The following is an 11,906-nucleotide window of genomic DNA, read 5'->3' on the forward strand; positions in this document are numbered from 1 at the left end:
CCCTAGGTGGTTAGCGCCCCTTAACCTTCGCTAGATCTAGGGAGATGGTCGCCTGGGAAACACCTATCAGATTGGCGATCGCAGTTTGCCGCATACCCTGCCTATCGAGCTGATTTACCAGCCGGCGGCGGGCAGATGGGGACATTTCCGGTTCGAAAGCGGTCATCTGCCGAAATTGTCCATCCAACATCATGGAAGCCGACTGCACACGGCCGTTAGCCCTCTTCACGTGAGCGGTGGCGAACCCGGCTTGGATGGTAAGCTTTACGCTGTCGCGCCGTCCGATATTAAGGTCTTCGAGAAGCGTGGAGACCGCGCTATAGTCGAGCTTCTTTGGCTTCAGAACGAGGTTCGGCATGAGCGCTCCTTCATAATAGAATTCATAACAATCTTATAAATGAGGATGATGAGCCGGTCAATGACAGCCGAGCACAAACCAAACCTCGCGCGTGAGGAGTCCCAGCTGACCGAGGAGGAGAGGAATGCAAAGTGGCAGGCCATGTGCGACGCTGTTACCGACCGAATGAAGGTCTTTACCCGGCCCTATGTGTGTATCCTGGCGGGCGGCACCCTCGGTGAGGCAACCGAAATAGGCACAGGCACTTTCATCGACAGCTGCGGCGTGGAATTACTCACTTGTGAGCACGTGGCTCAGTTCAATCCCACCGCCATTTACGTCGACGCTAACGGTAGCTCAAAACTTGATCCCGGCGCCTGGCGCTCGGAGTCCAATCCAAATAGGGATGTGGCTCTTGCACCCGTCCCTGCTACGAAATGGAGCGATATCTCCACAAGCGCGCGGGCACTGCCGATGTCGAAGTTCGCGCCACTTCATGCACCCGTGGAGCACGAAGTTCTGTTCTTTCGAGGGGTCGCCGGAGAGAACGCTTATATTAGCAACTTCGGAGCCGACGCAATTCTCACCGGATACTGCTCCCAGGAAGAAATTGGTACAGGTGACGCGGACATATTTGAAATTATGTGGGAACCACCAAATACCATCGTGACCGCTGGCACAAGTGATGAAGTCCGAGCGCGCGTCAAGTACGACAACCCAGCAGGCTTCAGTGGTTCGCTTGTCTGGAACACTCGCTTCGTCGAACTCGGCTGCGACTTGAGAAGGTGGAGCCCCAACCAAGCGGTCGTTACTGGGTTACTGCGCCGCTTCGACAGCACTAGCAAGACCCTGCTCGCGTGGCGCGTGGAGCACTTACGTGGGTGGCTGTGATTGACCGCGTGCGCACGTTCTCTCGAACAGAACCGAGTCTAGGACGAGGGCTTGGGCAGAAACGCCGACTCCCATCGGGTTTGTACGCCGGTCGAGATGAGTTGCAGACCAATAGGAAGGCGTCATGAAAGAGCTCATGGAGGCGGTCCCCGACGTGGAGGTCCTGCTGGCCCTTGAGCTAAAATGATGTCGGCAGTCAGGCTAAGGGCATGAACTAGCCGATTGTCCAGTCCTCGGCGTCGAACAGCTGCATGAGGTTGCACCACGGGATCTTCATATCGTTGCAGACACCCGGAATCTTGCGCAGGCTATCAGGGCCGGTTTCCTCGGTAACGAGCGTGTGGCCGTGGACCTTCGATGTGGCGATCACAAAGCTGTCGGCCGCGAACTTCTGTTTTCCAGCCATGACGAGACCGGTGTAGGTATTGAGGACATGCTGCACGCCTTGCTGGATAGCCTGGTCAGGCGCGAGGAACATGTGCTCCCGGTCTTTCAGCCATTCATGCAGCTCGGGTGAGCGCTTGGCGCATTCGGCCAGCACCAGCTGGCTGGACACCAAGCGACCCTGGCCTATGAACTTGTCGAATTCGTCCCACAGCTTCGGGAAGCGCTTCGGCTTATAGCGTTCGTACCAGGCAGCAATCAGCGCCGATGTATCGATGCAATAGACCGTTGCCACTCGGCGCTACCCTGCCATTCCAAAGGCAGCGCGTTCGATGCTGGGAACGGCGGTGACTTGCATGTTGAGGTGGTTGGCGACGTCGCGCAGCGTAAGCTGGCGGTCGTAATACCCTTGGAACACGAGCCGCGTGAAGCCGCGGCCGAGTTGGCTGAGAACCGTCAAATGATGCGGCGGCCCACCGGTGCTGGTGCGATCCTCAAGAGCGGCATATTCGGCAAGGAAGCTGGCGCGGCGGCTGTCATAGAACGCTTTGGTAGTGCGGCCGAGAGACAGAAGCCGGCGCAAGACAACTTCGCGGCTGACGCCGAAACGGGTGGCGAGGGCGGCCAGCTCGTCCTCGGCCCAAGTCTTCACCTGGCCCTTGGCGCGCACAAGGTACTCGCTGAGGAGCCAGTCGGCTGGCACAAGTGCGGCGCCGGCGACCGCATTACAGAACTGCTCGACCACGGCGCTGGCCGGCTCTGGAGCCTCGAAATCGAGCCCGCTGATACCGCTGGCACGCACAACCAGGTGGCTGAACTCGTGCAGCAAGGTGAAAGTGCGGCCGTTGGTGCGGTCCTTGGAGTTGATGAGGATGAGCGGTAGCTTGGAATCGGCAATGGCAACGCCGCGCATTTCCACAAGCGGGAGGCGCGGGACCATGAACACCAGGACATCCGTAGCCTCGATCGCACTGCGCCAGTTATCGAAGGCTTTCGCTCGCCAGCCCTGCTGATCGGCTTGGGTGACGCCAAGATACTTGCGGATGGCGGTGCCGACGGCTTCGGGGTCGTCCTTGATGCTGGCCTGCAGCCTGAAATCATGGATAGGCTCGCCCAGGTCGGCGCGAAGCTCCAATGCCAGCTCACGGCGCTCTCTGGCTTGGCGGATCGCCCATTCCAGCCCGGATTTGAAAGCCTCTTCGGGGCTTTCCGGCAGGCGCCGAAAATCCTGAATCGGCTGAAACTCGTGCGGCGGCTCGTTAAGGTAGAAAATGGCGGGCGCCCGCTTGTAGAAGTTGGCCGCCCTCAGGAATTGCGGAAAGGTCAGGTGGTTGTCACCGGCTTCGCACTCACTCAGCTTGTCGACAGACACGCCGATACCCTCGGCCGCAGCGTCGATGCTGAGGCGTGCCTGTTCCCTGGCCCATCTGAGAACAGCCGGGTTGATGTAGGCGAGAATGCTCTTGCTCATGTCCGGATCACTCTAACACGGCTGTCAATATGGCCGCTGCAACTCTTTCATCGGGTTAACGCGCTCCTGACAGGGCGGGGTTGCATGTCGGCCACGCTTTTTCGAGCCGCCCTGCCTAGTGTCGCGGAGGGCTCAAGCCTCCCTGGCGCTGTCCTCCTTCAAGCTCTCCTCCTGGGTATCTGGGGCTGACGAGACCCATTCTGGGGGCGGACCGCTAGGGAAGATCCATTCGCGACCCGTTTTCTCCCTCAATTTCTCGAGTTGGGCGTGGAGCCGCTCGAACATCAAGCCGTCAAGGAATTCAACAAGAGGCTTCCATTCAAGCGCGCCTCCCACGTGGACGCCCATATTGAATTTGACGCCGATATCGAACTTCCCGTCTTCGAAGCCGATCTCGAGGATGCCGGTTATCGAGTCATGACCAGCGTTGTGGGCATAGCGTTTGTTGCGGAGCTCGATGATCTTGTCATGCACGGGGCGCAGCTCGGCAGGCAGCGCGCTGCGGGCGACGCCACTGCCATGGCCCCCGCCGATAAGACGAGCGTATGTCGTCACGAACGCCAACGTCAGCATGTCGTTCTCCAATGCCCATTCCGTGGTGGCGGCGAACTTGGTGGACGAAAGCCGATGATGGATGTAGCGAAGGCTAGCCATGGTCGGAAACGCCTGGACAAGCCGGTTTAACATTTTCAGATTTTTATCGGCCGCCTCCAGAACTCCCTGTCCCTCTTCCTTTAGGGCAAGGATATGTTCCTGCCATTCCTCGGGCAGGTATTGGATGGCTTCCTCAGGAAAGACCACGTATTCCGGCGGCTCTTCTTTCTTTGCCATGGTGCCCCGCTTCTGATTACTCATACCGCACCGATAAAGAGGTCACCGATCGCCCGGCGCTTCTTATAGGTCCAATCCCGCTAGCGCAGATGTTCGGGCTTGTCATGCAACATATGGCAGCGCTGACAGAACGCCCGCAGGTTCTTCGGCCGGCAGTCGCTGGCGTCATGATCAGATGTGCCGCACCGATAAAGACCTGGTGAGGTGCAGCGTGCAGCCGATGCATTGGGGCAAGGGGGGGGAAGGTTTTTGATCGCCCGGCCATCGCCATCGCGTCAGTGGCACTCCTCCTGATCCCACCAGACGTCGCTGGACAAACGGGAGCTAGACCGTTTGGCCAAACAGTACACAAACCAATTCAAAACGTTTGACATCTAGTTTGGAATACCGTATATACCGTCACAGAGGATGCTCATGGGGAGTATGCCAAATGCACGGAGAACGTAAAAATGACTAATTTGTTGAGCGAACTTTCTGAATCGGTACGCTGGCGCCTGATGGTGGACGCCGCCAAGAAGGGTATGGGTGGTCAGGGCTACTCCCTCACGCGTGTGCCGGGGCGCGGTCTGTCCAACATCTGGACCGTCTCCAAAGACGGCAAGAGCAAGCTCGCGTCGATCCGTACCACGCGCGACCGTTACATCGCCTTTCCGCCGCTTGAGGGTGGCGCAAAGTGGAAGACGTTGGACGATGTTGAGCTGGTCGTGGTGGCCACGGTCGATTCCAAGGACGATCCGGGGAACGTCGAGGTCTATTTGTTTCCGGCCGACGACGTGCGCAAGCGCTTCACCGCCCACTTTATCGCCCGGTCCAAGGACGGCCAGACCATCAAGGACAATTTCGGCATGTGGGTGGCGCTCGACCATGACGATCGCGGCATCGCCGCCAGCGTCGGGACCGGCATCATCGACCATTATAAGCCGATCGCTATCTACCCGATCGCCGATCTGCTCGCCGACAACCCGCATGCCGAAGCAGGCGACGAGGAGCCTGAGGAGGGGGCAGGGGAGACGGCTGCGGCGCCGAGCCTGTCCACGATCGCTGAAGTGATGGCCTGGGCGCGCGATCGGGTAGCGCAGCTCGCCGGGGTGCAGACCGAAGCGGTCAAGCTCGACCTCAAGATCGAGTACTAGCAAGACGACGACGAACAGCGGGGGCGCAACGCCCCCGCTTTCCTTCGTGCGCCATATCGCGGCCGAGCAAAAATCTGCGAAGGAATTCCCGAATTCTTGTCCGGGCGCTAAGCGGTCTCGAACAAGGCAAACGAAACCCGACCGTGATAACGCTTTTCGAACTCGCCGAAGCAATCGGGGTGAGTCACCTCGACCTTTTGGCTCCTCACGATTAGGCCGAGCAACAATCGCGTAAATCCTGACCAGGCCTGGCTCGCTAATTCCCTGTCCATCGTAGACAGAATCCTCGCCACCTAGGTTGTCTTTTCGACGCCAGTCGTCGATCAATCTGTTAGAGGGGCCGCATGAGCACGTTCGAAGACATTAAGCCAGGTGCGCGTATCAAGGGGCTCGACCCCACAGGCATTGCTGAGGTCGTTTCGGTTTCGCGCTTTGGAGCCGATGCTCTAAATCTGGTTTTCCGAGTTGGCGGAAGAGTCGCCGAGCGGCTTGTTTACCGGGGCGAAGAAACTGGTTTTGACTTTGCAAGTGGCGGGCGGACCTATGCATTCGACGCAGATGGCGGCCTCCTGCGACTCGCGTCCGAGGCTTATCGCATTCGGCTCGCCCATTTGTTCGATCCCTACCTGGCCGTGAGCGCCTCACAGATCGAAGCGCTGCCGCATCAGATTACCGCAGTTTATGGGGAGATGTTGCCGCGCCAGCCGCTCCGCTTTCTGCTGGCAGACGATCCAGGCGCAGGCAAGACGGTCATGGCAGGCCTACTAATCAAGGAACTCCAGATTCGAGGCGATCTTGAACGTTGCCTGATCGTCGCGCCAGGAAGCCTGGTCGAACAATGGCAAGAGGAAATGGCCGAAAAGTTCGGCCTCAATTTCGATCTCCTCACCCGCGATCAGATTGAGGCGTCTGTCACTGGCAATCCATTCGTCGAAAAGAATCGCCTCATCGTTCGTCTGGATATGGCGGCACGTTCCGAAGAACTGAAGGCTAAGCTCGACGCCGCAGGCGATTGGGATTTGATCATCTGCGACGAGGCACATCGCATGGCCGCGTCCTATTTCGGCGGCGAGGTGAAGGAAACCCGGCGCCACAAGCTCGGCAAACTGCTGGGCACGCGCACCCGGAATTTCCTTCTGATGTCCGCGACTCCGCACAACGGCAAGGAAGCCGACTTCCAGCTGTTCATGGGATTGCTTGACGCAGACCGGTTCGAGGGTCGGTTCCGCGAAGGTGTTCACAAGGCCGATGTATCGGACATGATGCGTCGGTTGACGAAAGAAGAACTCTACCGCTTCGATGGGACACCGCTATTTCCCGAGCGTCGGGCCTATACAGCCAGCTTCGCTTTGTCGCCGGTCGAGGCCGATCTTTATCAGGCTGTGACGACCTATGTGCGCGAGGAAATGAACCGCGCGGATCGGACTGGCGACGATAAACGTCGGTCGAACGTTGGCTTCGCGTTGCAGATCCTTCAGCGCCGCCTTGCCTCTTCGCCGGCCGCGATCCATCGCTCGCTGGAACGGCGTCGCAAGCGCCTGGAAGACCGCCTGCATGAAGAAAGGCTGATGCGCCAGACCGGTTCGGCGCCACTGACCCATACGCCTGTTCTGCCGAGCTATGATCCTGACGACATCGATGAGGTGCCGGGCGCGGAGGCTGAAGCCGCAGAAGAACAGATCGTCGACCAAGCAACAGCCGCTGCCACGCTTGCTGAGCTTGAGGCTGAAATCTTCATTCTGAAGGATCTCGAAGAGCGAGCGCTACGGCTCAAGCTCTCCGGCCAGGACGCCAAATGGCGCGAGCTGGAATCCATTCTCGATGAGCCGCTGATGCTCGACGCCACAACCGGCCTGCGCCGCAAGGTGCTGATCTTCACCGAGCCGAAGGACACACTCGAATATCTGCAACAGAAAATCGCAGCACTTGTGGGCGATCCTTCCGCTGTGGTCGTGATCCACGGCGGGATCGCGCGCGAAGCACGGCGCGGCGCTATCGCCGCCTTTAATTCCGACCCGCAAGTGCGTGTGATGATCGCGAACGACGCTGCAGGTGAGGGCGTGAACCTTCAGCGCGGTGCGCATCTGATGGTCAACTACGATCTGCCCTGGAACCCGAACCGCCTCGAACAACGTTTCGGCCGCATCCATCGCATCGGGCAGACAGAGGTTTGCCACCTTTGGAACCTCTGTGCTGCGAATACGCGCGAAGGCGAAGTCTATCGCCGCCTGCTTGAGAAGCTGGAAGAGGCCCGTGCCGCACTTGGCGGTAAAGTCTATGACGTGCTCGGCGAATTGTTCGAAGGCCATGCGCTGCGCGACCTCCTTGTCGATGCAATTCGCTATGGTGACCAGCCAGAAAAGAAGGCCGAGCTTTTCCGAAAGGTCGATGGCGCGGTCGATGTCTATGCCATCGAACAGTTGGTCGCCGAACGCAAGCTAACCTCCGAAGGCATGAGCCCGAGTTCGGTCGCCGAAATTCGCGAGCAGATGGAGCGCGCGGCAGCTCGTCGCCTGCAACCGCATTTCATCGGCTCGTTCTTCTATGAAGCCTTCACAATGCTAGGCGGGAGGATTGCCGAACGCGAAAAAGGCCGATTCGAAATCCTACGGGTTCCGTCGATCCTGAAAGAACGTGACAGGCTGATCGGGCGTTCCGATCCGGTGCTTGATCGCTATGCGCGGATCACCTTTGAAAAATCTTTGATCGTCGGCCAACCGCAGGCCGAACTTGTGGCCCCAGGGCATCCGCTGCTCGAATCTTTGGTCGACGTCATCCTCGAACGTTTTCATCCGCTCCTCAGCCAAGGCGGCGTGCTTGTGGACGATGCAGATGAAGGCGTCGACCCGAAGCTCCTCGTTTATCTCGAACACGCGATCTGCGATGCGCGGGTCGGTCGATCAGGTGAACCGCGCGCTATTTCCCAGCGGCTTCAGTTCCTATTCCTGAAGGAAGACGGTTCGGCGACCGAAGGTGGACCCGCACCTTATCTGGATTGCCGCCCGATCACCCCCGAGGAGCGGGTAGCAGTTGCCGACGCTATCATCGCGCCCTGGCTTTCGGACAACGTTGAGGTGCAAGCGCTCAGTTATGCCGTGCGGTCTTTGGTTCCTAATCATCTTAACGAGGTACGGGAACGCCGAATCGCCGAGGTCGATAAGGTCGAGCGCGAGGTGCGCGCGCGCCTCAATCGCGAGATTAACTATTGGGACGCTCGCGCCGCCCGACTTCGCGAAGAAGAGCGCGCAGGCAAGGAACAACGTATCAACGCCCAGAACGCGGAAGCAACAGCCGCGCGTCTAGTGGAGCGGCTTCATCGGCGCCAATCGGAGCTGGACCGCGAGCGGCAGATTTCCGCGTTGCCGCCGGTGCTGAAGGGCGCCGCCCTCGTGATCCCGGGCGGGCTCTTAAAGGCGAGGACTACAGCTATCCCTGCCCCCAGGCCAAACGTATTCGAAGAAGACCCTATCCTGCGCGCCGAAACCGAATGCCTTGCTATGGAAGCCGTGTTTGCGGCCGAACGCGCGCTCGGCCATGAGCCTCGGGATGTCTCGGCCGAGAAGAAGGGCTGGGATATCGAAAGCCGCGATCTCAAGGCCGGCCATTTGCGCTTCATTGAGGTCAAGGGTCGGCAGGCAGACGGGCGCGACATCATCCTAACCAAGAATGAGATCCTGGCCTCCCTGAATGCGGCCGAAGCCTTTATTCTTGCGATCGTTCAAATCGACGCCGGTTTCGTGCGTGAGCCCGTCTATGTGCGCCGTTTCTTCAACAGGGAATTGGGTTTTGCGGAAACGGCGGTAGTGTTCGACGTGCGTGATCTGCTATCGCTAGGTTCCGGGCCGGCTTGAGGCGCTGATTCCCTCGGAGGCCTTCCGTGTCGTGCCGGCCCATGTAGGGAAAAAATAAGGTTTGGCATGACGATAGCTGTCCCGCGCAAGAAACTCATAGAGGTATCGATCCCGCTCGAAGCGATCAATGTTGCCTCCGCCCGGGAAAAGTCGATCCGGCACGGGCACCCTTCGACGCTGCATCTCTGGTGGGCGCGAAGACCTTTGGCAGCGTGCCGGGCCGTCTTGTTCGCGCAGCTGGTAGACGATCCCTCCGGCTGGCCCGAACGTTACCCGACCGAAGAAGCCCAAGACATCGAACGCCGGCGCCTTCATCGCGTCATCGAGGATATGGTGCCTTGGGAAGCCTCGAACAACGAAACGATTCTGAACGCCGCCCGCTGGGAAATTGCGCGATCGGTCGCTTGGGGAATCGGCGAAGAGCCGCCTGCAAAGGGGAACGGCAAAGCGATCCTCGACTACCTTCAAGCCAAGGCTCCGCCGATTTACGATCCTTTCTCCGGCGGCGGATCTATCCCGCTCGAAGCCCAGAGACTGGGTTTGCGCGCCTACGGATCTGACCTGAATCCAGTTGCGGTGCTAATCGGCAAAGCGTTGGTGGAGATTCCTCCGAAGTTTGCGGGTTTACCCCCCGTGAACCCCAACTCTCGGTCCGAACTTGAGCGCGGCGGCAAGTGGAATGGCAAGGCTGCCCAGGGCCTGGCTGAGGATATTCGCTACTACGGTCAGTGGATGCGCGACGAAGCTGAGAGACGGATCGGTCATCTCTATCCGAAAGCCAAGTTGCCGGACAAATCGGAAGCAACAGTCATCGCGTGGCTCTGGGCTCGAACAGTGCGATCTCCCGATCCTGCAGCCAAAGGTGCGATGGTGCCACTCGCTTCCTCGTTTATGCTTTCAAGTAAGGCTGGTCAGAAGACATGGGTACAGCCGATTATTGATCCTGCCGCACCCGAGGGCTACCGATTTGAAATTCAGACTGGTAACCCTTCGAAAGCGGAAGAGGAGAAACTCAAACAGGGCACGAAGACCGGTCGAGGCACGCATTTTTATTGCCTAATTACGGGAGCAGCGATCTCGCCGGAATATGTCCGAGAGCGAGGTCTGGCCAAAGAACTTGGCGTCCGTCTAATGGCGATTGTTGCAGAGAGCGACCGTGGGCGTGTTTACCTATCTCCAACGCCTGAACAAAGCGCAATCGCACTTTCAGCTACACCAGGCGACACTTCAGGCATTGAAGTGGAAATGCCCAAGAATCCACGCTGGTTTTCGCCCCCGGGATACGGTTTTTTGAGGTATGTTGATCTTTTTACGTCTCGGCAGCTAACAGCTCTGACAACTTTTTCCGATCTTGTCAGCGAAGTTCGAGAATTGATTGTTTCCCACGCCATTGCAACTGGCATCTCTGGAAAGGGATTGCCACTTCATGGTGGAGGAAGTGGGTATGTCGCATATGCCGATGCCGTGGCGACTTATTTGGCGTTTGGGGTTGATCGGTTAGCAGATCGGGCCTCTACCGTATGCTCGTGGGATACGGGTGCCGAAGGTAAATCTAGTACTGGTTCGCCAGGTAGAAGCGCTGCGATCCGAGGTACTTTTTCCAGGCAAGCAATCCCTATGATGTGGGACTACGCTGAGGGTAATGTTTTCAGCGAGTCGGCAGCTAACTTCAGCGACGCAATTGGCTGGGTTTTAAAGCCATTTGATTTTGGACGTATCCCCGCTGCAGGCGTTGGCCGTGTAGAGAATCTAGACGCAGCGAAAAACGGATATCCTGTCAAACCTATAGTTATTTCGACGGATCCTCCATATTACGATAACATTGGCTACGCAGATTTATCGGACTACTTTTACGTTTGGATGCGACGCTCGCTAATCAATGTTTGGCCAGATTTGTTTAGAAGGCTTACAACGCCGAAGGACGAGGAGCTTGTAGCTACTCCCTATCGGCACGGGGGCAAAGCAGAAGCTGAAAAGTTCTTTATGGAAGGTATGGCAGAGGCGCTCACGGCTATGCGCAAGGCATCGACCGACAATGATCCTTTAGCGATCTATTACGCGTTCAAGCAAGCAGAGGCGTCGGTTGAGGGCGTTACGTCAGCGGGATGGGCTTCCTTCCTACAAGCCACAGTCGACTCCGGCTTAACGATAGACGGAACGTGGCCCCTTCGGACTGAGCTGGCGAGTCGAATGATTGGAAGTGGAACTAACGCGCTTGCGTCGTCGATCGTTCTGGTGTGTCGCAAAAGGCAAAGCAATGCTGACGTTATCGCTCGAGCGGATTTCGTTAGAGCCCTCAAGCGAGAAATGCCCGACGCTATCGAAGACATCCGCAAAGCGGGTGTTGGCCCTGTTGATATGCAGCAGTCGGTAATCGGTCCGGGGATGGGCGTGTTTTCCCGCTACGCCAAAGTCCTAGAAGACGACGACAGCCCGATGACCGTGAAGACGGCCCTCTCTCTCATTAATAGGGTGTGGGAAGAAATCGACCAGGAACTCGATGCTGCATTCGACGCCTCAACCCAAGTTGCACTCGCCTGGTTCGCATCCTTCGGTTTTGACGCAAAGCCGTCTGGCGATCTGATCACTGTTGCAAACGCCAAAAACGTCCCATTGGGCGCACTTTTCAATTCTGGAGTATTTCAGGATCTGCGCGGCAGAGCTGCACTTATGCCAAGAGGAGAACTTCCGCCTAGTTGGAGCCCTCTAGACGACACAACGCTCACCGTTTGGGAATGCGTGCAGCACACAGCCCGCGTTTTAAGCGCTCCCGATGGCGGTAGCGAATCTGCTGCAAGGCTAATAGCCCAGATGGGAACAAAAAGCTCGGATGCCAGAACGCTTGCTTATCGTCTCTTCGAGATTGCAACTCAGAAGGGTTGGGCGGCGGAGGCGCTCGTTTACAACGAGCTCGCTCAGGAATGGCCGAAACTTGAGGACCTCGCCCTAAGCGTTGCCAACGGCACGGGTCCAGGTCGCAAAACGCAGCTCGATCTTCTGTGAGGATT

Annotated in this window: 8 protein-coding genes and 1 pseudogene; 5 read left to right on the top strand and 4 right to left on the bottom strand. The window is 58.1% G+C overall.

The features are described from left to right. Positions 1 to 10: 10 nt before the first annotated feature. A complete protein-coding gene (locus EN851_RS20235; RefSeq protein WP_135929906.1) occupies positions 11 to 358 on the bottom strand; it encodes a hypothetical protein in 348 nt (115 codons plus the stop codon). Between the two features lie 60 nt (positions 359 to 418). Here EN851_RS20235 and EN851_RS20240 point away from each other — a divergent pair, with 60 nt between their 5' ends. Continuing rightward, complete coding sequence (locus tag EN851_RS20240; protein WP_135929907.1) at positions 419 to 1,228, top strand: hypothetical protein; 810 nt, start codon at positions 419 to 421, stop codon at positions 1,226 to 1,228. Between the two features lie 214 nt (positions 1,229 to 1,442). On the opposite strand, the gene EN851_RS20245 is transcribed toward EN851_RS20240, so the two are convergent. The 3 genes from EN851_RS20245 to EN851_RS20255 all read right to left on the bottom strand — a co-directional run bounded on the left by EN851_RS20245 (position 1,443) and on the right by EN851_RS20255 (position 3,914). Beyond that, positions 1,443 to 1,907 carry a DUF4411 family protein gene (locus EN851_RS20245; RefSeq protein ID WP_135929908.1) on the bottom strand — a complete coding sequence of 155 codons (465 nt, stop codon included), beginning with the start codon at positions 1,905 to 1,907 and terminating at the stop codon, positions 1,443 to 1,445. Between the two features lie 6 nt (positions 1,908 to 1,913). Continuing rightward, positions 1,914 to 3,083, bottom strand: a complete 1,170-nt coding sequence (locus tag EN851_RS20250; protein WP_135929909.1) for an XRE family transcriptional regulator — start codon at positions 3,081 to 3,083, stop codon at positions 1,914 to 1,916. A gap of 132 nt (positions 3,084 to 3,215) precedes the next feature. Further along, positions 3,216 to 3,914: a hypothetical protein gene (locus EN851_RS20255; protein WP_135929910.1), complete on the bottom strand. Its 699-nt coding sequence runs from the start codon at positions 3,912 to 3,914 to the stop codon at positions 3,216 to 3,218. A 449-nt stretch (positions 3,915 to 4,363) separates the two neighbouring features. On the opposite strand from EN851_RS20255, the gene EN851_RS20260 reads away from it, so the two are divergent. The 4 genes and pseudogenes from EN851_RS20260 to EN851_RS20275 all read left to right on the top strand — a co-directional run bounded on the left by EN851_RS20260 (position 4,364) and on the right by EN851_RS20275 (position 11,901). After that, positions 4,364 to 5,047 (top strand): hypothetical protein, encoded by a 684-nt coding sequence (locus tag EN851_RS20260; RefSeq protein WP_135929911.1) that lies wholly within the window; start codon positions 4,364 to 4,366, stop codon positions 5,045 to 5,047. A gap of 101 nt (positions 5,048 to 5,148) precedes the next feature. After that, a pseudogene (locus tag EN851_RS20265) lies at positions 5,149 to 5,262 on the top strand (helix-turn-helix transcriptional regulator); the annotation flags it as partial. 129 nt (positions 5,263 to 5,391) lie between these two features. Beyond that, positions 5,392 to 8,898 (top strand): helicase-related protein, encoded by a 3,507-nt coding sequence (locus tag EN851_RS20270; RefSeq protein ID WP_135929912.1) that lies wholly within the window; start codon positions 5,392 to 5,394, stop codon positions 8,896 to 8,898. Positions 8,899 to 8,964: 66 nt separating this feature from the next. Beyond that, the gene (locus tag EN851_RS20275; RefSeq protein ID WP_135929913.1) at positions 8,965 to 11,901 is read left to right on the top strand and encodes a DUF1156 domain-containing protein; all 2,937 of its coding nucleotides are present in this window, start codon (positions 8,965 to 8,967) and stop codon (positions 11,899 to 11,901) included. The last annotated feature ends 5 nt before the right edge of the window (positions 11,902 to 11,906 follow it).

Source organism: Mesorhizobium sp. M8A.F.Ca.ET.208.01.1.1 (assembly GCF_004791315.1).
GTDB lineage: Bacteria > Pseudomonadota > Alphaproteobacteria > Rhizobiales > Rhizobiaceae > Mesorhizobium.

Bases quoted from the DNA above. Each gene is read 5' to 3' on its own strand.
- EN851_RS20235 (WP_135929906.1), bottom strand. From the start codon at position 358: ATGCCGAACCTCGTTCTGAAGCCAAAGAAGCTCGACTATAGCGCGGTC.
- EN851_RS20240 (WP_135929907.1), top strand. From the start codon at position 419: ATGACAGCCGAGCACAAACCAAACCTCGCGCGTGAGGAGTCCCAGCTG.
- EN851_RS20250 (WP_135929909.1), bottom strand. From the start codon at position 3,083: ATGAGCAAGAGCATTCTCGCCTACATCAACCCGGCTGTTCTCAGATGG.
- EN851_RS20255 (WP_135929910.1), bottom strand. From the start codon at position 3,914: ATGGCAAAGAAAGAAGAGCCGCCGGAATACGTGGTCTTTCCTGAGGAA.
- EN851_RS20260 (WP_135929911.1), top strand. From the start codon at position 4,364: ATGACTAATTTGTTGAGCGAACTTTCTGAATCGGTACGCTGGCGCCTG.
- EN851_RS20270 (WP_135929912.1), top strand. From the start codon at position 5,392: ATGAGCACGTTCGAAGACATTAAGCCAGGTGCGCGTATCAAGGGGCTC.
- EN851_RS20275 (WP_135929913.1), top strand. From the start codon at position 8,965: ATGACGATAGCTGTCCCGCGCAAGAAACTCATAGAGGTATCGATCCCG.